Origin of the sequence: Rahnella laticis, assembly GCF_015644585.1 — a bacterium.
GTDB classification, from domain to species: domain Bacteria; phylum Pseudomonadota; class Gammaproteobacteria; order Enterobacterales; family Enterobacteriaceae; genus Rahnella; species Rahnella laticis.
Map to the genome: position 1 here is coordinate 39,760 of NZ_JADOBI010000010.1, position 26,171 is coordinate 65,930.

The following is a 26,171-nucleotide window of genomic DNA, read 5'->3' on the forward strand; positions in this document are numbered from 1 at the left end:
ACGGCTTTATGAGTGCTACCGCGCTTGGAATGATTATTTTCGCCTACCTTTGCGGCTCGATTTCGAGTGCGATTCTGGTCTGCCGGGTCGCCTGCTTACCGGATCCGCGCACGGCAGGTTCTGGCAATCCCGGTGCTACGAACGTTTTGCGCCTGGGTGGACGTGTGGCCGCAGCGGCCGTTCTGATTTTCGATGTCCTTAAAGGCATGCTGCCCGTCTGGCTGGCGTACCGTCTGAACATTCCTCCAATGTATCTCGGTCTGACCGCCATTGCGGCATGCGTCGGCCATATCTACCCGGTTTTCTTCCGCTTTAAAGGCGGCAAAGGCGTGGCCACCGCTTTCGGTGCCATTGCACCTATCGGCTGGGACTTAACCGGCCTGATGACTGGCACGTGGCTTCTGACCGTGCTGCTCAGCGGATACTCTTCGCTGGGCGCGATTGTCAGTGCGCTCATCGCGCCTTTCTATGTCTGGTGGTTCAAACCTGAATTCACATTCCCGGTCGCCATGCTTTCCTGCCTGATTTTATTACGTCACCACGACAATATTCAGCGCCTGTGGCGCGGTCAGGAAGGGAAAATCTGGGATAAGCTGAAGAAAAAACGTAAAGCAGCTAAAGACGAAAAAGCAGAATAACGTCAGATTTCAGACATAAAAAACGACCTCATTGAAGGTCGTTTTTTTTTGCACTTAATTAACAACGCAGCCCCGATCAGACTGGTGGAAGTTCGGCCAGAGGCCAGCGCGGGCGAACTGTCACACCTAAATCCGGCGTTGCACCCGTTTTCAGGCGCACCATACCCGCATAAGCGATCATCGCACCGTTATCGGTACAAAACTCAGGACGCGCGTAGAATACTTCGCCCCCACGTTTGGTCATCATTTCTGCTAACTTCGCGCGCAAGGTACGGTTTGCGCTGACGCCACCAGCCATGACCAGGCGTTTAAAACCTGTCTGATCCAGCGCGCGTTTGCACTTGATTGCCAGCGTATCCACCACGGCATCTTCGAATGCACGGGCAATATCGGCATGGGTTTGCGCATCGCTGTCATTGCCACGGATCGTGTTAGCAGCGAATGTTTTCAGGCCGGAAAAACTGAAATCTAGCCCCGGACGATCGGTCATCGGGCGCGGGAACGTAAAGCGCCCGGCAACACCCTGCGCTGCCATTTTTGACAGCAACGGGCCACCCGGATAATCCAGCCCTAATAATTTGGCTGTTTTATCAAACGCTTCACCTGCGGCGTCGTCGATAGACTCTCCGAGCAGGGTATATTCACCGATGCCGGTCACGCTGATTAACTGCGTGTGGCCGCCAGAAACCAGTAAGGCAACAAACGGAAAATCAGGCGGATTATCTTCCAGCATCGGGGCCAGCAAATGGCCTTCCATGTGATGAACAGGCACCGCCGGCACATTCCAGGCAAACGCCAGAGAACGCCCGATGGTTGCGCCGACCAGCAACGCACCGACAAGCCCCGGACCGGCGGTATACGCCACGCCATCGATATCCTGAGCGGTCAGCCCGGCCTCTTTCAGCGCAGCCTGAATAAGCGGTACTGTTTTACGTACATGGTCACGCGAGGCCAGTTCAGGCACAACACCGCCGTAATCTGCATGCAGTTTTACCTGACTATACAGTTGGTTGGCTAACAGACCGGCTTCGCTGTCATAAACTGCAATTCCGGTTTCATCGCAGGACGTTTCTATACCCAGTACTCGCATCACTCTTTCCGTCATAGTTTCGCGCTAACTCGCGGCGCGCAGTTTAGCACACAAGCCCCGACCAGTGCTGCACTGGTGAAGGAATTCCTCACGCGGCCGGCAATTAATGTCGAGCAATTTGGATTGATTGGTATATAATCGCCGCCCGACGCAAAAGCGAGCGCACTATGTTGCAGAAGGGTTGCAAAAGGCGCCCGCTTCAATTTGCCGTTGTGCTTTACAAGACGACGCGAATTGGAGTAAAATTCCGCACCATTTTGAAATGTGCTGGTACAACATCAGCAAACAAACCGATTTTATCGAGGTGAGAGGCACATGCCTGTAATTAAAGTACGTGAAAACGAGCCGTTCGACGTAGCTCTGCGTCGCTTCAAGCGTTCCTGCGAAAAAGCAGGTGTTCTGGCAGAAGTTCGTCGTCGTGAATTCTATGAAAAACCGACTACCGAACGTAAACGCGCTAAAGCATCTGCAGTAAAACGCCACGCCAAGAAACTGGCTCGCGAAAACGCACGCCGCACTCGTCTGTATTAATCTTCGGGGGCAACCCCAAATCGCGTGATTTGCAATATTAAGAACGCGCAGACTGCGTAGTAGCATACGAAGGCCGTGCTTTCCGAAAGGAATGCGCGGCTTGTTCTCGTTTATAGGCTAGTGAGTAAGGGGCTTATGGCTGGGAGAATTCCGCGCGTATTTATCAATGACTTGCTGGCTCGTATCGATATCGTCGATTTGATCGACGCTCGTGTAAAGCTCAAGAAACAGGGTAAAAATTATCACGCGTGCTGCCCTTTCCACCATGAGAAAACACCCTCATTTACCGTAAATGGCGATAAGCAGTTTTATCACTGTTTCGGCTGTGGTGCCCACGGCAATGCCGTCGATTTCCTGATGAACTATGACAGACTTGAGTTTGTCGAAAGCATTGAGGAACTGGCGACAATGCAGGGTTTGGAAGTGCCGTACGAAGCAGGCACTGGCCCGACTCAGATGGAGCGTCATCAGCGTCAAAGCCTCTACCAGTTGATGGCACCGCTTAGCGAGTTTTATCAGCAATCACTTAAACAACCCGCAGGTGCACCGGCCAGAGACTATCTTACCCGGCGCGGTTTAAGTGAAGATGTCATCAATCATTTTGCCATTGGTTTCGCCCCACCGGGCTGGGACAACGTGTTAAAGCGTTTCGGTAAGAATGCCGATGATAAAGCGTCTCTGATCGACGCCGGTATGTTGGTCACCAATGACAACGGACGCAGCTATGATCGTTTTCGTGAACGGGTGATGTTCCCGATACGCGACAAACGTGGCCGTGTGATTGCATTTGGTGGCAGGGTTTTGGGCAACGATACGCCGAAATACCTGAACTCACCGGAAACCGAGATTTTCCATAAAGGCCGCCAGTTGTACGGCCTGTATGAAGCACAGCTGAAAGCCCCTTCCCCGGCGCGTTTGCTGGTCGTAGAAGGGTATATGGACGTCGTTGCACTGGCGCAGTTCGGCATCGATTATGCCGTTGCGTCGCTGGGAACCTCCACGACGGCGGACCACATTCAGCTGATGTTCCGCAGCACGGATAATATCGTTTGTTGTTATGACGGTGACCGCGCGGGGCGTGAAGCCGCGTGGCGCGCACTGGAAACGGCATTGCCGTATCTTAACGATGGCCGTCAGCTGCGTTTTATGTTTTTACCCGACGGCGAAGATCCGGACACGCTGGTGCGTAAAGAAGGCAAAGAAGCGTTCGAACAAAGGATGGAGCAGGCTATGCCGCTTTCCACTTTCCTGTTTGATTCGCTGATGCCGCAGGTTGACTTGAGCAGCCCTGACGGGCGGACCAAATTGAGCATGCTGGCATTGCCGCTGATCCGCCAGGTTCCCGGTGAAACGTTACGGATGTATTTGCGTCAGCAGTTAGGGAATAAGCTCGGTATTTTAGATGACAGCCAGTTAGAAAAGCTGATGCCTAAACAGGCAGAAGGGAGCAATGTCTACCAGGCTCCCCAGCTAAAACGCACAACCATGCGTATACTTATAGGGTTACTGGTACAAAACCCACAACTGGCTACACTTATACCCTCGCTGCAAGGTTTGGAGCAAGCGAAGCAACCAGGATTGGATCTGTTCAGCGAGTTAGTTACCACTTGCTTAGCCCAGCCGGGGCTGACAACAGGCCAATTACTGGAACTGTATCGTGACAATAAGTTCTACCAGCAACTTGAAACTCTGGCGACATGGAACCACATGATCGTAGAGGAGATGGTCGAAGAGGAATTTCGTGCCACGCTGGCCAGCCTGTATGACTCTATTTTAGAGCAGCGGCTTGAAACCCTGATAGCAAAAGCCAGGACGCATGGCCTGAGCCCAGAGGAACGCACAGAAGTCAGTTCCCTGAACCAGGTACTCGCGAGGAAGTCTTAAAAAATAAGAACATTAATGATAGCGCGTGAAGCGTTATCACAGAAAACACGGCTTAAGTGCCGATATATAGCGGGGCATGGCCCTGCGCAGAGCCGCCCTGGTGGGCCGCGGCACAATAAACGCCCCTAACGTTATTGTTGGCGATGTTACCCGACCGACACCAACCCAAATACTCTGAAGTGTGGATACCGTCTTATGGAGCAAAACCCGCAGTCACAGCTTAAGCTACTTGTCACCCGTGGTAAGGAGCAAGGCTATCTGACCTATGCTGAGGTCAATGACCATCTGCCGGAAGATATCGTCGATTCCGACCAGATCGAAGACATCATCCAGATGATTAACGACATGGGCATTCAGGTTCTTGAAGAAGCACCTGACGCCGATGATTTGATGCTGGCCGAAAACCGCCCTGATACCGACGAAGACGCTGCAGAAGCGGCGGCGCAGGTACTTTCCAGCGTTGAATCTGAAATTGGCCGTACCACCGACCCTGTGCGTATGTATATGCGCGAGATGGGTACCGTTGAACTTCTGACCCGTGAAGGCGAAATCGACATCGCCAAACGTATCGAAGACGGTATCAATCAGGTCCAGTGCTCCGTTGCTGAATATCCTGAAGCTATCACTTATTTGTTAGAGCAATATGACCGTGTTGAAGCAGGCGAAGTTCGTCTGTCTGACCTGATCACTGGTTTTGTTGACCCTAACGCCGAAGAAGAAATCGCGCCAACTGCAACTCACGTGGGTTCTGAACTGACCACTGAAGAGCAGAATGATGACGACGAAGACGAAGATGAAGACGACGACGCTGAAGACGACAACAGCATCGACCCGGAACTGGCTCGCCAGAAGTTCACCGAACTGCGTGAACAGCATGAAGCGACGCGTCTGGTCATCAAGAAAAACGGCCGTAGTCACAAGAGCGCAGCAGAAGAAATCCTGAAACTGTCTGACGTTTTCAAACAGTTCCGTCTGGTGCCAAAACAGTTCGATTTCCTGGTTAACAGCATGCGTTCCATGATGGATCGCGTTCGTGCTCAGGAACGTCTGATCATGAAAGTGTGCGTTGAACAGTGCAAAATGCCGAAGAAAAACTTCGTCAACCTATTCGCCGGTAACGAAACCAGCGATACCTGGTTTGATGCCGCTCTTGCCATGGGTAAACCGTGGTCTGAGAAGCTGAAAGAAGTCACTGAAGACGTACAGCGCGGCCTGATGAAACTGCGTCAGATCGAAGAAGAAACTGGCCTGACTATCGAGCAGGTTAAAGATATCAACCGTCGCATGTCGATCGGCGAAGCGAAAGCCCGTCGCGCGAAGAAAGAGATGGTTGAAGCAAACTTACGTCTGGTTATTTCTATCGCGAAGAAATACACCAACCGTGGTCTGCAGTTCCTCGACCTGATCCAGGAAGGTAACATCGGCCTGATGAAAGCCGTTGATAAGTTTGAATATCGCCGTGGTTATAAGTTCTCAACTTATGCGACCTGGTGGATCCGTCAGGCTATCACCCGCTCCATCGCCGACCAGGCGCGTACCATCCGTATCCCGGTACATATGATTGAGACGATTAACAAACTCAACCGTATTTCCCGTCAGATGCTGCAAGAGATGGGCCGCGAACCTACGCCGGAAGAGCTGGCTGAGCGTATGCTGATGCCGGAAGACAAAATCCGTAAAGTGCTGAAAATCGCGAAAGAGCCAATCTCCATGGAAACGCCAATCGGCGACGATGAAGATTCGCATCTGGGTGATTTCATCGAGGATACAACCCTCGAGCTGCCACTGGATTCTGCAACGTCTGAAAGCCTGCGTTCTGCAACGCACGACGTTCTGGCTGGCCTGACCGCACGTGAAGCGAAAGTTCTGCGTATGCGTTTCGGTATCGACATGAACACTGACCACACTCTGGAAGAAGTGGGCAAACAGTTCGACGTTACCCGTGAACGTATCCGTCAGATCGAAGCGAAAGCGTTGCGTAAACTGCGCCACCCAAGCCGCTCCGAAGTGCTGCGCAGCTTCCTGGACGATTAATCACCCTCAGGCTGTCAGCCATTAAAAAGCCCCGCCTTTCTCTGGAAATGGCGGGGCTTTTTTTATCAGGGTTCGCCAGAAATTCAGGGATTCAGCGACGTATACAGCTCACGATATGAAGCAACCAGCTCATCGAGCGTCGCGCGGTTCAGCCCGCTGGGATTCGGCAAAACCCAGACATCTGTCCGGCCAATTTTCAGCGCCTGATGCCCCCAGTTCACTTTGCTGATGCCAAACGCCTTACTGAAGGCCTGCTTACCCAGAATGGCTAACGCACGCGGCTGATAACGCAAGATTTTCTCTTTGAGCATCTCACCGCCATCGCGCAATTCATCACTCTTCAGCTCACTGGCTGCAACCGTCGGCCGGCCTACAAGCGCCGTGATACCACAACCGAAATCCTGCAACTGCTGCCACTCTTCCGGCGCTAACTGACGCCCGGTAAATCCCGCCTGATGAATGACTTTCCAGAAACGGTTACTGCTATTAGCAAAAGGATAACCTTTGTGAGCAGAAGAAAGACCGGGATTAATGCCGCAGAACACAACCTGAAGATCCTCCACGAGGATATCTGTAAGCATAATGTTTTCCTGAGACGTATTTGCTCGAGTTATGGGTAAAAAAGTCTGCGAACACAACATACTAGAACTGTGCACAAAACGCGCATACAAACCGAACACATGTAGACCTGTAAGCAAGGTTTACCGTATAATCCCGCACCTCGGCCCTTTAGCTCAGTTGGTTAGAGCACGCGACTCATAATCGCTTGGTCGCTGGTTCAAGTCCAGCAAGGGCCACCAAATTTTAGTTTCAGATTCAGACGATTAAGCCACTTCGCAAGAAGTGGCTTTTTTGTTTCCATAACCCCCTCCTTAACCAGACCTTTACCCTTATTCTCCCCTACCCGCGATTGACCCCGCCTCGTTCAAATATAATAATGAGAACCATTAACATTAAAGATTAGGGAATGGATCCAATGACTAGCGCTGGTTTTCGCATTTTTGCAGGGATCGCCGGGCTGTTTTTATCACTGATTTTCACCACTCACGCCTTTGCGGAAGGCTGGCCTCGCGAGATAAAAACTTCTCATGGCATCCTCACATTGCAGCAACCTCCGCAGCGAATAGTGTCCACCAGCGTGACGGTCACAGGGACATTACTGGCCATCAACGCTCCTGTGATTGCCAGCGGGGCTTCCGGGCCAAACAGCCGATTTGCCGATCAGCAGGGCTTCTTCCGCCAGTGGGGAGATGTCGCGAAACAGCGCGGAGTTGAACGTCTGTACGTCGGTGAACCGAATGCCGAAGCCATTGCCGGTCAGGCTCCAGACTTAATTATTATTGCGGCCACCGGTGGTGATTCCGCCCTGAAGCTTTATGATCAGCTTTCCGCGATTGCGCCGGTCATGGTGGTTAATTATGACGACAAAAGCTGGCAAGATCTGGCGAAGGAATTAGGTCAGGCAACCGGCAAGGAAGCCGATGCTGCTGCCGTTATTGCCCGGTTTGAGGCGCGCGAAAACGCATTGAAAAAAGTCATGAAACTACCGCCACAGCCTGTTTCTGCACTGGTTTACAGCGCCGATGGCAAAACAGCAAATCTCTGGACCCCCGCCTCACCGCAGGGACAGTTGCTGCAAGAGTTGGGGTTTAAACTGGCCCTGGTGCCTTTGAATATTGCCGCCAGCCTGAGTCAGGGCAAACGTCATGACATCATTCAGCTTTCCGGCGAGAAAATGCCGGACGCGCTGAACGGCCAGACCCTGCTGCTGTTCTCCGCCAGTCAAAGCGACTCGGAGCGCCTGCTGAGCAATCCGTTCCTCGCGAAATTATCTGCCGTAGAAGGCAGGCACGTTTATGCGATGGGTGATGACACTTTCAGGCTGGATTATTACAGCGCCAGCAATATGCTGACGCAGCTTGAAACCCTGTTCGCCGCCCGCTGATGCCTCGTCTTATGCACGCAATTCCTGCGCCCCGCGTTTCATCGCCGGGGCAGTTTTCGCGACAGGCCACCGGAATACTGATTGCCGTGCTGCTTCTCCTCCTGATGATGGCGCTAAGTCTGTTTCTGGGCGCGAAATCTCTTCCATTCAGCACCGTGATTTCAGCACTCAACGGGCACTGCGCCAGCGCTGACTGCGTGATCGTAACCGACGCCCGTCTGCCGAGAACGCTGGCAGGTTTACTGGCAGGAATGGCACTCGGATTATCGGGCGCGCTGATGCAAATCCTGACCCGTAATCCGCTGGCTGACCCCGGTATTCTTGGCGTTAACGCCGGTGCCGGGTTTGCGGTCGTTCTTGGGATTGCCTTCTTTGGTGCCACAGATGTCAGCGGTTATCTGTGGTTCTCGTTTGCAGGAGCCTTATCAGCGACGCTGCTGGTCGCCATGATTGGCGCACTCGGGCGCGGAAGGCTGGATCCCGTTCGTCTCACGCTGGCGGGCGTTGCGCTGGCGGCCGTTCTGGAAGGGTTCTCCTCGGGAATTTCCCTGCTGAATCCGCAGGTTTACGATCAGCTGCGCTTCTGGCAGGCCGGTTCGCTGGATATCCGCAATATGGCGGTGATCCGCACCGTCACACCGCCGATCCTTTTCGCCATTTTCCTCAGTTTGCTGATGACCCGTTCCCTGAATAATCTGACGATGGGCAGTGAACTGGCGACCGCGCTGGGCACTAAAATCATCACGACCCAGCTGCTGGGATTACTGGCCATCACGCTGTTATGCGGCAGCGCGACAGCGGCCGTCGGCCCCGTCGCATTTGTGGGCCTGATGGTGCCGCATATGGCACGCTGGATTTGTCGTGCGGATCCCCGCTGGCTGTTGCCGTGGACGCTGATTCTCACGCCGACGCTGTTGCTTGCGGCGGATATCGCCGGGCGGGTTCTGGTCACCGGTGAGCTGCGGGTTTCTGTCGTCGTCGCCTTTATCGGCGCGCCGGTGCTTATTTTTCTGGTTCGCCGCCCCGGCGGCTTGCGCAGAGGTTAGCCATGAGCCAGAGAGAATCTGAATCCCGCACGCTGAAAAGAAACACGCTAATTTCGCGGCCATTTCTGACGGCGCTGGTGTTAGCTTTATGCGCACTCTTACTGGCGATATTTGCGCTGGGCAGCGGCGCGCTGGCGCTGAAACCGGCTCAGGTCGTCAGCGCCCTGCTCGGCGATGGCCCGAAAAATCTGCACATCATTGTGACGCAGTGGCGTCTGCCGCGCGTGGTGATGGCGCTGATCATCGGCGCGGCGCTGGGCGTCAGCGGTGCTATTTTCCAGTCGCTGCTGCGCAATCCGCTGGGCAGCCCGGACGTCATCGGTTTTAACACCGGCGCCTACAGCGGCGTTTTACTGGCCATCGTGTTATTCAACGCCAGCGCGGGTGAAACCATGATCGGTGCCATGGCCGGAGGCATTGTCAGTGTGCTGCTGGTTTATGCGCTGGCATGGCGTCAGGGCGTCGAAACCTTCCGCCTGATTATTGTCGGTATCGGCGTGCGGGCGCTGCTGATTGCGGGCAATACCTGGCTGATTATCAACGCGTCGCTGGAATCTGCGCTCACCGCCGGGTTATGGCATGCGGGTTCGCTCAACGGGATTACGTGGGAGAAAAGCCTGCCGGTGATCGCCCTGATTGCCGCGGCACTGTTCCTCGCCCGGCTGCTGTCCTCGCGAATGCGTTTGCTGGAAATGGGTGACGATACCGCGAGCGCGCTGGGTGTCCCGGTGGAACGTTCGCGTCTGCTGCTGATGCTGGCGGGCGTGGCATTAACCGCCGCTGCGACGGCGCTGGCCGGGCCCATTTCCTTTATCGCGCTGGTGGCACCGCAGATTTCCCGCCGCCTGTGCGCCAGCCAGCAGCACGCGTTATTTTTTGCCGCACTGACCGGCGCACTGCTGCTGCTCGCCGCAGACGTCGCGGCGCAGCGTCTCTTCCTGCCTTATCAACTGCCCGTCGGCGTGCTCACCGTCAGTCTCGGCGGTATTTATCTGATTGGTTTGCTCATCCGGGAGTCCCGCCGCTCATGAAGACTGAACATTTTTCACCGCTATATGCCCAGAACCTGACGCTCGGTTACGACAAAAAAGTCATCGCACAAAATTTATCGGTGTCGATTCCGGAAGGAAAACTGACGGTGATTATCGGGCCTAACGCCTGCGGAAAATCGACGTTATTACGTACGCTGAGCCGCCTGATGCAGCCGCAGTCCGGCACGGTTTTTCTCGACGGAAAACTGATTGGCGATTACGGCACGAAAGACGTGGCAAAAAGGCTGGGCTTATTACCGCAAAGTTCGACCGCGCCAGGTGATATCACGGTGGCCGATCTGGTCGGTCGCGGGCGCTATCCGCACCAGAATCTGTTTAGCCGCTGGAATGCGCAGGACACGCAGGCTGTCGATGACGCGATGCGGGCAACCGGTGTTTATGAACTGGCGGAAAGCACGGTGAATTCGCTGTCCGGCGGACAGCGGCAGCGGGTGTGGATTGCCATGGTGCTGGCGCAGCAAACGCCGCTGCTGCTTTTGGACGAGCCGACTACCTGGCTGGATATCGCGCATCAGATTGATTTGATGGAGCTGATGTGTCGCCTGAATCAGGAAAATGGCCGGACGCTGGTCGTCGTGCTGCACGATCTGAATCAGGCCTGCCGCTACGCCGGGCATCTTATCGCCATGCGCGACGGAAAAATCCTCGCAGAAGGCGCGCCTGCCGATATCGTGACGCCGGAACTGATTGAGCAGGTTTTCGGATTGCGTTGCTCAATCATCGACTGCCCGGTGTCACATACGCCGTTAATTATTCCGCTCGGCAATTTAGCCGTCTGACGGAGGATCTCCGGCGGCCCACTGCGTCTCATCCCACAGACTGCACAGGCCGTCGAGCAAACCACCGCGCCACCACAGCGCGTCGTGCCCGCCTTCCAGCACGCGGTAATGCACCTGATTGGGGGTCGGTTTCAGCAGCGCCTCCATCTGATTATTCACGTCATAAATCAGCTTTTCGTTTCTGCCGGCTTCCATAAAGATTTTCAAATGACTGAGTTCCCCCAGCCCTTTTTCAACCTGCGACAGGATGCTTTCCGCTTCTTGCTGATCATCACTGGCTTGCTGACGATGGCGGCGCGGCCACCAGAAAGACCCCGACTGACTCAGCACGCAGCCGAAACGTTCGGGCCAGTGCAAACCGGCGTAAAGCGAAGAAAGGCCCCCAAAACTCTGCCCCGCGACCACCGTTTTTTGCGCGTTATCGCTGTGCGCGGCCAGTTTTCTTACCTGCGGCAATAACTCGTCCTGCACCGTCAGCCAGAACTCCGGATTACAGGTCAGCTCGCGGCTGCGGGTTTGAATATCAATAACATCGATCAGCACGTAGACCGCGTCGGGCAGCGCCCTTTCGCGCGTGAGCTGCGTCAGTGGCTGCCAGACGGGCATCTGTTTCGCCCAAAACTGGCCGTCGAGCAGGATCGCCAGCGGGCGCGAGGCAGGCTCCTGGCTTTCGCCGGGGGTAAACACCCAGACGTTTCGCATATTCCCCAGACGCGCACTTTTCCAGCGGAATGTTTGTAACGCCGCCGGAGCTTGCGGCGCTTTCGGGCCATCAAGATCAAACTTTTCCCAGGCGGGCTGTGGCAACGCTTCCGGCATATGCAGGCCGGACAACGCATGGGATTTCGCACCTGGCCACGGCCGATGCGGATTCAGCGGATCGTGCGTCGCGTGGCGGAAGAGGTTTTTCCACCATTCACGCGCGGCCAGCATGCTCTGATAATCATCGTTATTTTGCGGAAATTCAGCGCCGGATTCGGTACGTGGGATCAGGCTGTAGCTTCCGCGCCAGTCCGCACGCAATTCGGTCTGCCAGTGCCAGACATCCGTTCCGGCCAGCCGCTGCAAACTTTGCGGCGGCGACGACTGATGGTGATCGGTGATGCCGTTGATGTTGATCCAGACACGCCGGGTTTCCGACGTCGTTTCGTCGCCCTGCGGATCCCGCCAGAAGAACGTCACACGACAAAAGCCCTCGCGCGAAGGTTCCGTCCACGGCGTTCCCCGCGTAGCAATTTCATTCCACCACGCGGCACTTCCGGCCAGAGGTTCCAACAACATGGCCTGAGCCGCAGGTTTTTGCGGATGCTGATATTTCATCATTTTTTACGCTTTACAGCCTTCTGGCAGACAAGAAAAAACATTCCCGGTATGGCGCTTTACACTTTCCCTACAAATTAGGAATGGGAATCTAATTGATAATTGTTTTTATTTGCAATAGTGTGTTACCGCCCGTAACGCGGGTCAATAAAAACTACACACACAACAGGCCATCCTCCTGTTCAATCTCGCTATTTTTCAGGAAAGGATGGAATTTCAGGGCAGAATCCGACATGAAAAGCAGGCTACCACACTATTCGCTGGCAACCTTAATCGGGCTGGGATCAGCGCTTACTTTACCCGTCAGCGCAGCAGAAACCTCCGCAACAACCGCAACAGAAACCGGAACTACGGCCGCAGAAACGCCGAAAAAAACCGAAGACACTCTGGTCGTCACCGCTGCACAGCAAAACCTTCAGGCTCCGGGTGTTTCCACCATTACGTCTGATGAAATCCAAAAACGTCCACCGGCACGCGACATCAACGAACTGATCCGCACCATGCCCGGCGTAAACCTGACCGGCAACTCCACCAGCGGCCAGCGCGGCAACAACCGCCAGATTGATATCCGTGGCATGGGCCCGGAAAACACCCTGATCCTGATCGACGGTTTACCGGTGAACAGCCGCAACTCCGTGCGTCAGGGCTGGCGCGGCGAGCGTGATACCCGCGGCGATACCAGCTGGGTTCCGCCAGATATGATTGACCGCATCGAAGTGATCCGCGGCCCGGCGGCGGCGCGTTATGGCAACGGTGCGGCAGGCGGCGTGGTGAATATCATTACCAAAAAAGACACCAGCGAATGGCACGGTTCATGGAATACCTACATGAACGCGCCTCAGCATAAAGAAGAAGGCTCAACGAAACGCACCGATTTCAGCCTGTCCGGCCCGCTCAGCGACCAGTTCAGTTTCCGTCTGTTTGGCGGCTACAGCAAAACGCAGGCTGATTCGCAGTATATCAACGACGGCCATCAGTCCGAACGCACCGGCACCTATGCCGACACCGTTCCGGCCGGTCGCGAAGGCGTCATCAATAAAAATATCGATGCCATGCTGCACTGGGATTTCGCCCGCATGCAGTCACTGGAGTTTGAGGTGTCCAACAGCCGTCAGGGCAACCTGTACGCCGGTGACACGCAAAACACCAATACCAGTGCGCTGGTTAAAAGTATGTACGGTAAAGAGACCAACCGTATTTACCGCCAGTCCTACGCCCTGACGTACAAAGGCGCATGGGACAACGGTGTTTCCACCACCAACTATGTGCAGTACGAAAAAACCCGTAACTCACGCATGAATGAAGGTCTGGCGGGCGGCACCGAAGGGATTTTCTCTGACGACAGCTTCAACACCATCGCGCTGGGCGACATTCTTGCGCACAGCGAAGTCAGCATTCCGTTTGATTTAGGCGTGCCGCAAACCGCCACGTTAGGCACTGAATGGAACCAGCAGAAGATGAAAGACCCGTCTTCCAACGTTCAGTCTATGCTCGGCGGTGCCATTGACGGTATCGACAGCACCGGCCGCAGCCCGTATTCGCAGGCGGAAATCTTCTCGCTGTTTGCGGAAGACAACATCGAACTGACCGACAGCACAATGCTGGTTCCGGGCCTGCGTTTCGATCATCATTCTATTGTCGGCAATAACTGGAGCCCTTCCCTGAACCTGTCTCAGGAACTGGGCGATGATTTCACGCTGAAAATGGGGATCGCGCGTGCCTACAAAGCGCCAAGCCTGTATCAGACCAACCCGAACTATGTGCTTTACAGTAAAGGCCAGGGTTGTGCAGCCAGCGGCGGTGGCTGTTATCTGGTGGGGAATAAAGATCTCGACGCAGAAACCAGCATCAACAAAGAGATCGGACTTGAGTTCCACCGCAACGGCTATCAGGCGGGCGTAACGTATTTCCGTAATGACTACCGCAACAAAATTGAAGCGGGCTATCTGCCAACCGGCACATCAACGACGGGCACCACTGACGTTTATAAATGGCAAAATGTTCCTAAAGCCGTCGTTCAGGGGCTGGAAGGGACGTTGAATATTCCGGTCACCAGCACCATTTCCTGGAATAACAACGGGACTTACATGATTGAAAGTAAAAACAAAGAGACCGGCGATTATCTGTCGATCATCCCTGAATTTACGATCAACTCCACGCTGAGCTGGCAGGCAACGGAAGATTTCTCCGTGCAGTCCACCCTGACCTGGTATGGCCGTCAGAAGCCGAAAAAATACAACTACAAGGGTGAAGCCGTAACCGGAAGTGAGAAGAATGAAGTCAGCCCGTATTCAGTGGTTGGCCTGAGTGGCACCTACGTGGCGACTAAAAATGTCAGCGTAACCGCCGGTATTGATAACGTGTTCGACAAGCGTCAGTTCCGCGCGGGCAATGCCCAGACCGTGGGTAACGCCACCACCAACGCCTACATGTACGGCGCGGGTGCAGCAACCTACAACGAACCGGGCCGGACTTTCTACATGAGCCTGAACACGCACTTCTAAGCTCAGCCTCTGACCTGTAAAAAAGCCACCTGCAAAGGTGGCTATATTATTTCTGCAACGGACATTCAGGTTACAGCACGCCCTGCGCCTGCATGGCATCCGCGACTTTCACGAAACCGGCGATATTGGCACCGCGCACATACTGCGTTTGTTTGCCTTCACCGCCGTACTCCACGCATGAATGATGAATATCGAGCATGATGTGGCGTAAACGGGCATCCACTTCTTCGGCTTTCCAGCTCAGACGCGCAGCGTTCTGCGCCATCTCCAGCCCGGACGTCGCTACACCACCGGCATTGGCCGCTTTGCCCGGCGCGAACAGCACGCCCGCTTCAACGAACAGGTCGGTGGCTTCAATGGTCGTCGGCATATTTGCACCTTCTGCCACGGCTTTTACGCCGTTGGCGATCAGCACCCGTGCCGCTTCCACGCCCAGCTCATTTTGGGTAGCGCACGGCAGCGCGATGTCTGCAGGCACGTTCCACGGCTGCTGGCCTTCGAGATACGTCAGCCCCAGTTTTTGCGCGTAATCAGATACGCGGCCGTCGCGGCTGGCTTTGATTTCTGTCAGCAATGCCAGTTTTTCCGGCGTGAAACCGGCTTCATCAACCACGGTGCCGTTTGAATCCGACGCCGTAATCACACGCGCGCCCAGCGACATGGCTTTTTCGATGGCGTATTGCGCCACGTTACCCGAGCCGGACACCGCCACGCGCATGCCTTCGAAATCCAGCCCGTGACGGCGCAGCATGGATTGCGTGAAGTAAATCAGGCCATAACCGGTGGCTTCCGGGCGGATCAGGCTGCCGCCAAACGACAGGCCTTTACCGGTAAACACGCTCGCGGTGTTATTGGAGAGTTTTTTCATCATCCCCGCCATATAACCGACTTCACGCCCGCCGACGCCGATATCGCCCGCCGGTACGTCCGTGTCCGGGCCCAGATGACGGTAAAGTTCCAGCATCAGCGCCTGACAGAAGCGCATGATTTCGCCTTCGCTTTTGCCTTTCGGATTGAAATCACTCCCGCCCTTCCCGCCGCCCATTGGCAGCGTGGTCAGCGCGTTTTTAAACGTCTGTTCAAAACCGAGGAATTTCAGAATTGATAAATTGACCGACGGGTGGAAACGCATGCCGCCTTTATACGGGCCGATGGCCGAGCTGAACTGCACGCGCCAGCCGCGGTTTACCTGTACCTGATTTTTGTCATCCACCCACGCAATGCGGAACTGAATCACGCGCTCCGGCTCCACCAGGCGTTCTAATAAAGAGGAACGGCGGTATTGCGGGTTTTGTTCGAGGAACGGCCAGAGCGTGGTCATGACTTCACGAACGGCCTGAGAAAATTCGACCTGATGCGGGTCGCGTTGCTGGACTGAGGATAAGAACTGTTCGAGGGATTGAATTTGATCCATGAGGGTAAAACTCCGTTTCGTAAGTAATGTTGTCTTTGTTATTTGCTGCTTAATTATTTACTGCTTATTTTTTGACTATGCATCGACTTACGAACGGACATCAAGCAATTTCTCGCCCTTTATGCTCAGTGAAAAACAGCAAAAATCCCCTCAGGATTTACGGCCTTCCAGTTTGAGCAGCAGCGCTTTATTGTCCAGCCCGCCAGCAAAACCGGTGAGTTTTCCGGACGCACCAATCACGCGATGGCACGGCGCGACAATGGAAATCGGGTTGCGGCCATTGGCGGCCCCCACGGCGCGGACGGCTTTCGGGCGACCAATTCGTCGGGCGATATCGCCGTAGCTACGCGTTTCACCAAACGGAATTTCCAGCAGCGCCGCCCAGACTTCTTTCTGAAACTCGGTGCCGGTGAAATCAAGATCCAGCTCAAAGCGCGTGCGCTTGCCCGCAAAATATTCATTCAGCTGTTGTTCGGTTTTTAGCAAAATGGGAAACGTCGGGTCTTCCATCATTTCGCCCAGTTTCACCCGGCCATCGATTTCGCATTCCCACAAAATAGCCGTCAGCTTGTCGCCTTTTGCCGCCAGTGTGAGTAATCCGACCGGTGATTCTACCCGCTTAAATCTGTATTCCATTTGTGCTTTCCTCAGCCTGTTATGCGCTGACCACTTTACCGGAAAGGCGCGAAACAGACCAAGAGGCAAAACAGGGATTTGCGGGATGTCTTCCAGAGAATCTTCGAAAAATGAAAGCGTTACATTGTTGAATGTAACGCTTCAGGGGTAGATATATTGCAGGGGAGAAAAGCGGTTATTTCAGGCCCATCTGTGCGCGCAGCTCGGCTTTTGCGGCGTCAAATTCAGCCTTGAATTCAGGCTCTTCAGAAATTCTCTGCGCAATCAGCGCGGCACCGGTACGGCTCATCACGGTATCAGAACGGTAATGGAAACCGGCCACCAGGCGATTTTCAGCATAACCGGCGGCGCGGGTGAACAGCGCATTACGTTTTTCCGGCACCATTTCGCCCAGCACGGTCGCCATCAGGTAACCGATGGTGGAGTGCCCGGAAGGCCATGAACCGGATTTGGATTTTTTCAGCAGCGGATGAATCTGCTCATCCAGCATGTACGGGCGCGGGCGGTTAAATGCTTTCTTGGCGTGATCGTCCACCACGTCTTCCGTCGCGACCACGCGGTCAAACAGCGCGGCAGTTTTCGGCAATTTTTCAGCTGTAAAATCCGGGCCCATCACATCGGCATAACGCCAGACGTTTTCTTCGGCATCGGCAATCGCCGCTTTTTCCTGTTCCGGCGTACGGGTCGCCTGAATTTCCAGTAATTCTTTCAGCTCGGCTTTGGTCTGAGCGGAATCATCAGCTGGTGGCGCAGGCAAATATTTGGTCAGATCAAGCTGTTCAGAAGTGATGAACGGCTTCGCTTCGTCAGCGGCCTGAACAACAAACGTCGAACCCAGAGTGAAAAGCAGTAAAGCGACAAGTGACTTACGCACGGTGAAACTCCTGATATTTTTGAATATCAGGAGAATAGAGAAGGAATATGACGGTTAAATGACAAATTCAGCCCAGCAGGCCGAGTTTTCCGGTCAGCTTTCTGACGACTTTCTTTTTCCCCGCCAGCGCAATGCCCAGCAGGGCTAAGTTACCGGTTGGCACGATGGCGACCGCTTCACGAAAGGCCGCGTAATCCGTGGTTTGCTGCCCTTCTACCGGAAAAATAATGCCGTCCATTTCATCATCATTCAGCACATGCTGATGAAGCTGTGTGAGCTGTTCGCTGTCGGCAACCAGCACGCTGATACCAATTGGGATCAGCCCCGGATGCTCGCGGTGATCGGCATCAATCAGCGGCGCACCGACCAGAGACGGATGGCGCTGGCCGAGCGTCAGCGCCATAACGGCGGCGGCATTGGCGGCGTGTCCGGCGGTCAGTTGCTGATTGATGACGATCACGCAGCGTTCAGGCGAAGAAGAAAGAAGTGTTGCAGGCGTATTCATTATTAGGCTCCGGTCTGGTTGAACCCCGAGCTTAGCCTGCCGGTTTTTTTCAATCTGGAAGATTTGTGCACAAGCGCCGGTAATTCGCGGGCGTGAGCTGATAAGCGCGGCGGAACCAGCGCCCGAGATGGCTCTGATCGGCAAAACCTAAATCTGCGGCAACCGCTGCCGGAGTCCGGCCTGACGCCAGTCCATCGCGGGCACAGGTGAGTTTTAGCTGAATAAAATACGCATGCGGCGGCAATCCGAATTCCGCTTTAAACGCGCGGCTGACCACAAAACGGCTTTCGCCGGTGGCGGCGGCCAGCTGTTCCAGGCCCATGTCTTCGTGCAGATGCGCATGCAAATATTCCCGCGCCCGGTGCGCGATACGTGACCACGGCGAGAATTGTTGCGGCTGCGGCGGCTGCCAGGTGAGATGCCCGCCCAGCGCGCTCAGCAAACCGTCGAGCGCCGTCTGGCGGACAATGCGCAGCTCTTTGCCATGCAGCGCCTGAAACGCCAGCGATGTGGCCTGCGCCAGACGCGGGTCATGCGCTAAGGTTTTTTCGAAACTCGGATCACCGGCAGAAGAAAGGGAATCGCGTCGCGCCGTCAGTTCACCGCTGAGCCATTGCGGGTCAAGATACAACATGTGGTAGGTGAAACCGCCGGGCTGCACGGCGTCACCGTCATGAATTTCGCCCGGTTCGAGCATAAACACTTTGCCCGGCAGGCTCTGATGTTTCTGACGACGGCAGCTGAACTGCTGCAAACCCTGCTGCGTGACGCCGACTAAATAGCTGTCGTGCCAGTGCGGATCGTAAGCATGGCCTTCGAAATGGGCGTGGATCGTTTCGATCCCGCTGTCTTTATCTTTCGACAAATCAACCCAGTTTGCAGACGTCATAAATACCTCACTGAACGTATTAACAGCAGAGTAACAAATAGGAGATATGAAGAAAACTCGATCGGCTCCCTCCCCTGCGAAGGGGAGGGTTGGGGTGGGGTATAAAGGTCAAAAACTAAAGTTGAAATGCGCTTAAGCAAAAATTTCTTCTGCTAAACCCCCTCCCAACCTCCCCCTTCGCAGGGGGAGGAGTTAAAAACTGTCTGCTTTATCTCCTGCACTTGCAGGGGGGAGCTAAGAAAACTTACCGTTTAACGCTTTCGATAAAGGTTTTACGGGCAGTTTTCGAGCCCAGACGTTCGGCTTCATCCAGCAGTTTCAGGGCCTTATCAACGTCACCGGCTTTCACGGCTTTCTTAATCGCGTCGTTGAAGTAGCTTTCAGAATCGCTGAGCATCGGTTCGGCTGGTTTCGCAGGCGTGGCAGCGGGCGCAGCGGCAGGCTGGGTATTGCCGACAACCACCGGCGTTGCCGCCGCCGGTGCGGAAGACGGGAAGATCTGACCAATCATCACGTTACCGGTTTTCTGCTCGGCGCTGACTTTCAGGCTCAGCGTACCGGTCGGCGTATGACGCGCAATCGGATCCGGGATATCCGGCACAGCGTTACCCACGCCTGCCGCAAAGGCTTTCGCCGGGTTGGTCATCTGCGTGGTGCCTGCCAGATCCTGACGTGTGGTGTAAACCAGCAGGTAAATTTGTTTCTGACCCAGTGCAGGTGTCAGTTTTAGTGTGCCTTCCAGACGATCGCTGGAGACAATGCCCGGCTTCTGGTACGGGAAATAGCTGGAAGGATAAAACGCCGCCGGACGCATCTGCTCATCGAGCACTAAGACGTTCGGCACATAAAGTGTTTTGCCGGTGGCAATGCTGGTCAGCGTGATTTCAAGCGAACCGCGATCGGCAGGCAGCGCAAACGCGCCCACAGCGCCCTGAATTTCACCCTGATTAATCTGAACGCTGGAGGTTCCGAGCGTCACATCCTGCGTCACTGGCGGAACCAGCGGCGTCCATGAAAGGTTGCGTAAGGTCTGGCTGGAAATCGCCGGTGCCGTATTGGCATCATTTTGCGCAGCGTGCCCGACCGCAGGGGCAGCAGCCATCAGGCTCAGCGACAGACACAGTGACAGCAGATTTTTTTTCATTATTGTTTCCTTTGAAATCACCATGAAGGCTGGCGGTCATCACCGATAATCCGCCAGCCAGCACATCTTCTTTACTGCGATTTTTTTAAAGCTTTCGTTTATGCAATGAGGAGCCGAACCTCTAAATCATTCGTGTCACAGGAAGGCGGCAAGCCTCCAAGCCCCCGGGAGCGTAGCCAACTACGTGACCGGGGCGAGGATGCGCAGCCAACGCACCAGTGGCATGAAGGATGACGAGGTTTACCACCAGATTTCCATCTGTGCACCGAACGTTACTTCATCGTCGTTGCCGCGGCTGAAGGTTCTTGTGCTGGTGTCATTCATCGCTAAGCCATTGTTTGCGCCGCTGTCGGTGTCATAACCCCATTTTTCATCCCAGTTCGCGTAGGTGGCGAAGACACGGATGGCCGGACGTGACCAGATGCTGTCGCCTGCCTGCCACTGTTGCGCCAGGGTGACTTTGTACTGACCGTTGCGGTCGCCGGTACGCTGGGATTTCACGTTGTCGTAGCCGACTTCCAACAAGGTACTCATGATTGGCGTCCATTTGTACATCGGGCGCACCCCCACGGTGTACCAGGTCGTACCGTTGTTGTTGTCGCGGTCAACGTCCTGATACATCGCCACATACATCAGGCTCCAGGTATCGTTGAAGTCGATGGCACCGTGGTCAAGTACGCGAATCATGCTGCCGTTGTTGTCGATGGCTGCACCGTTGGAGTGGCCGTTTGCTGCACCCTGGCCCGGATCGGTCATGGAGTCAGACGCATATTGCAGTACGAATTTGTTGTAGCCGTTGTAAATGCTTTGCGTGTGTTCAGCCGTTAACAGGAAACCGTCTTTGGTCGCATTATCAGCGAAAGAATAACCGTCACGCGCATTGGCACGACCGTAATCCACACCCAGTTCCAGCACGCCGCCAGGGTTAGTTTGCAGACCGGCCAGACGAACGTCGAACACGTCGTTGGAAGTCGGTACTTCATTACGCTGGTCGGCGATGTAACCGTAAGAGCCACCGCTTTCGGTGTTACGGGTCGCGGCCAGAGACAATTTACCGAAGCCCACATCGATATCTTCCAGACCTGCACCCGGGCCGGAAATATCCCAGTAGTAGAAGTCGATCATGTGAACGTCATGACGTTGGTAGAAACGCTTACCGGCCCAGATGGTGGAGCCCGGCAGCCATTCGATCAGGTTCTTACCCTTCACGTTTGCTTCGCGGAAAGCCGGATCGGTTGACTCCCAGTCGTTCTGTTGGGATACGGAATACGCCACGTTGGTGTCGAAGTAGAAGCTTTTATCCCCTTCTTTCCACACTTCCTGACCCAGTTTTAACTCTGCGTACGTCTCACATTCGTTACCGAGACGGTATTTGCTGTCTGCGCCTGTCGCTTTGAAACACTGTTGCTCGCCACCGCTGCCGGTCCAGCCAATACCCGAACGGGCATAACCTGTAAAATCAACCGCCATTGCTTGTGTAGAAAGGATGCCAGCAGCCACTGCCAGCGCCAGGGAAGAACTACGCATTGTAATCATCATTTTCTCCTGTAGGGGATCGCGTGCTTTCAAACACCAGGTTCGGGGTGTAACCGGCGACATGCAGTTCCGTCCTCGCGGAACAGATGGCAGCGGTGTGGCGGCAAACCGATGGCGAATGTTGCACCTTCTTCTACCAGCACCACGTCGTTCTGGCGGTACACCAGGTTCTGACGAATTGCCGGAATTTGGATGTGGATCTGTGTTTCGTTACCCAGTTGCTCAACCACCTGCACTTCGCCGGAAAGCGTCACTTCGGCGACGTCGCTTGGCAGAAGATGTTCAGGGCGGATCCCCAGTGAAAGGTTGCTGCCGACTTTAACGTCGGTGCCTTCCACCGGCAGCCAGACTTGCTGGCGGTTGGGCAATTCGACCTGCACGCGCGCAGGTTCGGCACCGGTGACTTTCACCGGCAGGAAATTCATTTTCGGAGAGCCGATAAATCCGGCGACAAAGCGGTTAGCGGGATAGTGATAAAGCTCAAGCGGCTTACCGACCTGCGCGATATGCCCGGCGTCGAGCACCACGATTTTGTCGGCCAGCGTCATCGCTTCGACCTGATCGTGCGTCACGTAAATCATGGTGCGTTTCAGACGCTTATGAAGACGGGAAATCTCGATACGCATCTGCACACGCAGCGCGGCATCTAAGTTGGAAAGCGGTTCATCGAGCAGGAAAACGGTCGGTTCGGCGACCAGCGTACGGCCAATCGCCACGCGCTGACGTTGTCCGCCGGAAAGCGCTTTCGGGCGACGGTCGAGCAGATGCGCCAGCTGCAACACTTCGGAGACCAGATTCACCCGCTGGTTGATTTCAGCTTTTTTCGCGCCCGCCAGTTTCAGGCCAAAAGACATGTTCTCCGCGACGGACAGATGCGGATACAGCGCATACGACTGGAACACCATGCCGATCCCACGTTCCGCAGGCGGCACTTCGTTCATACGTTTATCGCCAATTTTCAGTTCGCCGGAGGTGATGTCTTCCAGGCCGGCAATCATGCGCAGCAGCGTCGATTTACCGCAGCCGGATGGCCCGACAAACACTACAAATTCGCCCTCTTCGATTTCCAGATTGATGTCGCTGGAAATCACGGTTTCGCCAAAGGCTTTGTACACGCTGTTAAGGGAAACGCTCGCCATCCTGAACTCCTGTACTTGCTGCCAGCGGGAAAACTCAATACAACGAAGAGTGAAGGATTAGCGGTTAAGCGTAATCATCCGTAACAAAGTTTTTCATGGGGGAGGAGCAGGGAGGATGACGAATTCATGCAACCGGATGAAAGTTCACGTCAAAAATCAAATTCGTGATCTGAATGGCAAAAAACGAACCATTTTTTTGAGTGATAAGCCACATAACGCCTGAGAGTGTCGGCGGGATCACATTCTGAGGGACGGGGGCGTAGAGGGGGGGATGATGAAGCCCTGACGGGTTAAATCCACACTGGCGTCGTACCCTGCCTTTTCCGTCTAAGACGGGAAGAAAACCGACTCCTAACAGGAATAAAAGGACTGGATTATGACCCTCAGCATTAAGAAGATCGTGAAACATACACTGGCACTTTCGGCGCTGGCTACTCTGGTGCTGTCATCTTCCGCTTTTGCCAAAATAGAAGAAGGAAAGCTGGTCATCTGGATCAACGGTGACAAAGGCTATAACGGCCTGGCGGAAGTCGGTAAGAAGTTTGAAAAAGACACCGGTATTAAAGTCACGGTCGAACATCCGGACAAACTGGAAGAGAAATACCCGCAGGTCGCGGCGACCGGCGGCGGCCCTGACATCATCTTCTGGGCGCACGACCGTTTTGGCGGCTACGCACAATCGGGCCTGCTGGCTGAAATCAGCCCGGACCAGACCTTCAAAGACAAGCTGTTCCCGTTCACCTGGGACGCCGTGACCTTTAACGGCAAGCTGATCGGCTACCCGGTTGCGGTCGAAGCGCTGTCACTGATTTACAACAAAGACATCATCAAAGAAGCGCCAAAAACCTGGGAAGAAATCCCGGCGCTGGACAAAGAACTGCGCGCTAAAGGCAAGAGCGCCATCATGTGGAACTTGCAGGAACCGTACTTCACCTGGCCTATCATTGCCGCTGACGGCGGTTACGCGTTCAAGTATGAAAACGGCAAATACAACATCAAAGACACCGGCGTAAATAACGCAGGTTCTCAGGCCGGTCTGCAATTCATCATCGATCTGGTGAAAAACAAACACATCAACGCCGACACCGACTATTCCATTGCCGAAGCCGCCTTCAACAAAGGCCAGACCGCGATGACCATCGACGGCCCGTGGGCGTGGTCAAACCTCGACAAGAGCAAAATCAATTACGGCGTGACGCTGCTGCCCACTTTCCATGGCAAACCGTCTAAACCGTTCGTCGGCGTGCTGACTGCCGGGATCAACGCCGCCAGCCCGAACAAAGAACTGGCGAAAGAGTTCCTGGAAAACTATCTGATCAACAACGACGGTCTGGCTCTGGTCAACAAAGACAAACCACTGGGCGCCGTGGCGCTGAAAACCTATCAGGAACAGCTGGAAAAAGACCCGCGCATTGCGGCCACCATGGCGAACTCCAAAAACGGCGAAATCATGCCAAACATTCCGCAGATGAGCGCCTTCTGGTACGCAGAACGTAGCGCGATCATCAACGCAGTGAATGGCCGTCAGACCGTTCCACAGGCGCTGAAAGACGTCGAAACCCGCATTACCAAGTAAGCACTTTTCAAGGCAAACACCGGCGCGGAACTCACGGGTTCCGCGCCGTGAATAAAAGGATTTCCCTATGAATGCTCGAAAAAAACGGCCGTTCAGCACTGCGTTAAAATGGCTGGTGATCAGCCTGCTCGCCTGCTTTACCGGTTATCTGATCGTGCTGATGTATGCGCAGGGTGAATACCTTTTTGCCGTTCTGACGCTGATTTTGTCCAGCCTCGGCTTATACATTTACGGTAACCGTCACGCGTATTCATGGCGCTACGTTTACCCCGGTCTTGCCGGAATGGGGCTGTTTGTCCTGTTTCCGCTGATTTGTACCATCGCTATTGCCTTCACCAACTACAGCAGCACCAACCAGCTGACGTTCGAACGTGCGCAGTCAGTTCTCATGGGACGTGAGTTCCAGGGCGGAAAAGCGCTCAACTTTGCACTATTCCCTGCTGGTAAAGAGCCGGCCGGTGACAAATGGCAGCTGGCGCTGACGTCGGCCGATGACAGCGAGACGCTGGTTTCACCGCCTTTTGCGTTCGACGCTTCCGCACCCAAAACGCTGGAAATGCTCCCGCAAACCCCGCCGTCTGCTGATAAAGCCGGGCTGCGCGTGGTGACGCAAAATCGTCTGGCGCTCGGCCAGTTATCTGCAAAATTGCCTGACGGCGAGATCCTGCGCATGAGTTCCCTGCGCCAGTTCTCCGGCACGCAGCCGCTGTACAAGCTGGGCGAAGATCATAAACAGCTGACCAACGTACAGACCGGCACGATTTACCGCCCGAACATGGACACCGGTTTCTATCAGGCCGTGAACGCTCAGGGCGAATGGCAGGCTGAAAAACTCAGCCCCGGATTTACCGTGGGGATCGGCTGGGATAACTTCCTGCGCGTTCTGCACGACGAAGGCATTCAAAAACCCTTCCTGTCTATTTTCGTCTGGACGATTGTTTTTGCGCTGCTGACCGTGGTGCTGACCGTGGCCGTCGGCATGGTGCTGGCCTGCGTCGTGCAGTGGGAAGAGCTGAAAGGCAAAGCGGCGTACCGCATCTTGCTGATCCTGCCGTATGCGGTGCCGGCGTTTATCTCGATACTGATTTTCAAAGGGTTATTCAACCAGAGCTTCGGGGAAATCAACCTGATGCTGAGCGCCCTGTTTGGCATCAAACCGGCGTGGTTCAGCGATCCGATGACCGCCAAAAGCATGATCATTATCGTCAACACCTGGCTGGGTTATCCGTACATGATGATCCTGTGCATGGGCCTGCTGAAAGCCATTCCTGACGATCTCTACGAAGCTTCCGCAATGGACGGCGCGACGCCGATGCAGAACTTCTTCCGCATCACGCTGCCGCTGTTAATCAAGCCGCTGACGCCGCTGATGATCGCCAGCTTCGCGTTTAACTTTAATAACTTCGTGCTGATCCAGCTGCTGACCAACGGCGGCCCGGACATGCTCGGCACCACCACACCGGCCGGACACACCGATTTGCTGGTCAGCTATACCTACCGCATCGCCTTCGAAGGCGGCGGCGGGCAGGACTTCGGGCTGGCGGCGGCGATTGCCACGCTGATCTTCCTGTTGGTTGGCGCGCTGGCTATCGTGAACCTGAAAGCTTCACGCATGAAATTCGACTGAGGAGAAAC

The 26,171-nt window shown here is 54.8% G+C and carries 22 protein-coding genes and 1 tRNA gene; 12 read left to right on the forward strand and 11 right to left on the reverse strand.

Annotation, left to right across the window (positions count from 1 at the left end; genetic code table 11):
* The first annotated feature begins 8 nt into the window (after positions 1–8).
* Positions 9–638 (forward strand): glycerol-3-phosphate 1-O-acyltransferase PlsY, encoded by a 630-nt coding sequence (gene plsY / locus IV433_RS19450; RefSeq protein ID WP_195815632.1) that lies wholly within the window; start codon positions 9–11, stop codon positions 636–638.
* Positions 639–714: 76 nt separating this feature from the next.
* Here the strand turns inward: plsY and tsaD are convergent, their stop codons facing one another.
* Positions 715–1,728 carry a tRNA (adenosine(37)-N6)-threonylcarbamoyltransferase complex transferase subunit TsaD gene (gene tsaD / locus IV433_RS19455; RefSeq protein ID WP_195815631.1) on the reverse strand — a complete coding sequence of 338 codons (1,014 nt, stop codon included), beginning with the start codon at positions 1,726–1,728 and terminating at the stop codon, positions 715–717.
* Between the two features lie 315 nt (positions 1,729–2,043).
* Between tsaD and rpsU the strand changes: the two genes are divergently transcribed.
* From rpsU to rpoD, 3 genes are all read left to right on the forward strand, one after another.
* Positions 2,044–2,259 (forward strand): 30S ribosomal protein S21, encoded by a 216-nt coding sequence (gene rpsU / locus IV433_RS19460; RefSeq protein ID WP_001144069.1) that lies wholly within the window; start codon positions 2,044–2,046, stop codon positions 2,257–2,259.
* A gap of 135 nt (positions 2,260–2,394) precedes the next feature.
* Positions 2,395–4,143, forward strand: a complete 1,749-nt coding sequence (dnaG, locus tag IV433_RS19465) for a DNA primase (protein ID WP_195815630.1) — start codon at positions 2,395–2,397, stop codon at positions 4,141–4,143.
* A 195-nt stretch (positions 4,144–4,338) separates the two neighbouring features.
* Entirely contained in the window at positions 4,339–6,177 is a 1,839-nt protein-coding gene (gene rpoD, locus IV433_RS19470) for an RNA polymerase sigma factor RpoD (RefSeq protein WP_095923569.1), read from the forward strand.
* An 83-nt stretch (positions 6,178–6,260) separates the two neighbouring features.
* Here rpoD and mug read toward each other — a convergent pair whose 3' ends face one another.
* A complete protein-coding gene (gene mug, locus IV433_RS19475) occupies positions 6,261–6,758 on the reverse strand; it encodes a G/U mismatch-specific DNA glycosylase (RefSeq protein WP_195815629.1) in 498 nt (165 codons plus the stop codon).
* 142 nt (positions 6,759–6,900) lie between these two features.
* Between mug and IV433_RS19480 the strand changes: the two genes are divergently transcribed.
* The 5 genes from IV433_RS19480 (at position 6,901) to IV433_RS19500 (ending at position 10,999) form a co-directional block, all read left to right on the forward strand.
* Positions 6,901–6,977 (forward strand) — tRNA-Ile (locus IV433_RS19480).
* Between the two features lie 176 nt (positions 6,978–7,153).
* Complete coding sequence (fepB, locus tag IV433_RS19485; protein WP_195815661.1) at positions 7,154–8,122, forward strand: Fe2+-enterobactin ABC transporter substrate-binding protein; 969 nt, start codon at positions 7,154–7,156, stop codon at positions 8,120–8,122.
* A gap of 11 nt (positions 8,123–8,133) precedes the next feature.
* Positions 8,134–9,168 carry a Fe(3+)-siderophore ABC transporter permease gene (gene fepD / locus IV433_RS19490; protein ID WP_195815628.1) on the forward strand — a complete coding sequence of 345 codons (1,035 nt, stop codon included), beginning with the start codon at positions 8,134–8,136 and terminating at the stop codon, positions 9,166–9,168.
* A gap of 2 nt (positions 9,169–9,170) precedes the next feature.
* Positions 9,171–10,199: an iron-enterobactin ABC transporter permease gene (gene fepG, locus IV433_RS19495; protein WP_195815627.1), complete on the forward strand. Its 1,029-nt coding sequence runs from the start codon at positions 9,171–9,173 to the stop codon at positions 10,197–10,199.
* Positions 10,196–10,999, forward strand: a complete 804-nt coding sequence (locus IV433_RS19500) for an ATP-binding cassette domain-containing protein (RefSeq protein ID WP_195815626.1) — start codon at positions 10,196–10,198, stop codon at positions 10,997–10,999. The genes fepG and IV433_RS19500 overlap by 4 nt, the downstream gene beginning before the upstream one ends.
* Here IV433_RS19500 and fes read toward each other — a convergent pair.
* Positions 10,988–12,319 (reverse strand): enterochelin esterase, encoded by a 1,332-nt coding sequence (gene fes, locus IV433_RS19505; protein ID WP_407692581.1) that lies wholly within the window; start codon positions 12,317–12,319, stop codon positions 10,988–10,990. The genes IV433_RS19500 and fes overlap by 12 nt on opposite strands.
* A gap of 233 nt (positions 12,320–12,552) precedes the next feature.
* On the opposite strand from fes, the gene IV433_RS19510 reads away from it, so the two are divergent.
* A complete protein-coding gene (locus IV433_RS19510; RefSeq protein WP_195815624.1) occupies positions 12,553–14,823 on the forward strand; it encodes a TonB-dependent siderophore receptor in 2,271 nt (756 codons plus the stop codon).
* 70 nt (positions 14,824–14,893) lie between these two features.
* Here the strand turns inward: IV433_RS19510 and gdhA are convergent, their stop codons facing one another.
* The 8 genes from gdhA to malK all read right to left on the reverse strand — a co-directional run bounded on the left by gdhA (position 14,894) and on the right by malK (position 22,960).
* The gene (gdhA, locus tag IV433_RS19515) at positions 14,894–16,237 is read right to left on the reverse strand and encodes an NADP-specific glutamate dehydrogenase (RefSeq protein WP_195815623.1); all 1,344 of its coding nucleotides are present in this window, start codon (positions 16,235–16,237) and stop codon (positions 14,894–14,896) included.
* A 150-nt stretch (positions 16,238–16,387) separates the two neighbouring features.
* Positions 16,388–16,873 carry a methylated-DNA--[protein]-cysteine S-methyltransferase gene (locus IV433_RS19520; RefSeq protein WP_195815622.1) on the reverse strand — a complete coding sequence of 162 codons (486 nt, stop codon included), beginning with the start codon at positions 16,871–16,873 and terminating at the stop codon, positions 16,388–16,390.
* A 175-nt stretch (positions 16,874–17,048) separates the two neighbouring features.
* On the reverse strand, positions 17,049–17,747 hold the full coding sequence (locus tag IV433_RS19525) for an acid phosphatase (RefSeq protein ID WP_152327267.1): 699 nt from the start codon (positions 17,745–17,747) through the stop codon (positions 17,049–17,051).
* 67 nt (positions 17,748–17,814) lie between these two features.
* Entirely contained in the window at positions 17,815–18,252 is a 438-nt protein-coding gene (locus IV433_RS19530; protein WP_195815621.1) for a DUF2000 domain-containing protein, read from the reverse strand.
* Positions 18,253–18,301: 49 nt separating this feature from the next.
* Entirely contained in the window at positions 18,302–19,141 is an 840-nt protein-coding gene (locus IV433_RS19535) for an AraC family transcriptional regulator (protein WP_195815620.1), read from the reverse strand.
* Positions 19,142–19,385: 244 nt separating this feature from the next.
* Positions 19,386–20,285 (reverse strand): maltose operon protein MalM, encoded by a 900-nt coding sequence (gene malM / locus IV433_RS19540; RefSeq protein ID WP_195815619.1) that lies wholly within the window; start codon positions 20,283–20,285, stop codon positions 19,386–19,388.
* Positions 20,286–20,525: 240 nt separating this feature from the next.
* On the reverse strand, positions 20,526–21,824 hold the full coding sequence (locus IV433_RS19545) for a maltoporin (RefSeq protein WP_195815618.1): 1,299 nt from the start codon (positions 21,822–21,824) through the stop codon (positions 20,526–20,528).
* Between the two features lie 26 nt (positions 21,825–21,850).
* Positions 21,851–22,960, reverse strand: a complete 1,110-nt coding sequence (gene malK / locus IV433_RS19550) for a maltose/maltodextrin ABC transporter ATP-binding protein MalK (RefSeq protein ID WP_195815617.1) — start codon at positions 22,958–22,960, stop codon at positions 21,851–21,853.
* 376 nt (positions 22,961–23,336) lie between these two features.
* Between malK and malE the strand changes: the two genes are divergently transcribed.
* The gene (gene malE, locus IV433_RS19555) at positions 23,337–24,536 is read left to right on the forward strand and encodes a maltose/maltodextrin ABC transporter substrate-binding protein MalE (protein WP_195815616.1); all 1,200 of its coding nucleotides are present in this window, start codon (positions 23,337–23,339) and stop codon (positions 24,534–24,536) included.
* Positions 24,537–24,603: 67 nt separating this feature from the next.
* Positions 24,604–26,163 (forward strand): maltose ABC transporter permease MalF, encoded by a 1,560-nt coding sequence (gene malF, locus IV433_RS19560; RefSeq protein WP_195815615.1) that lies wholly within the window; start codon positions 24,604–24,606, stop codon positions 26,161–26,163.
* The last annotated feature ends 8 nt before the right edge of the window (positions 26,164–26,171 follow it).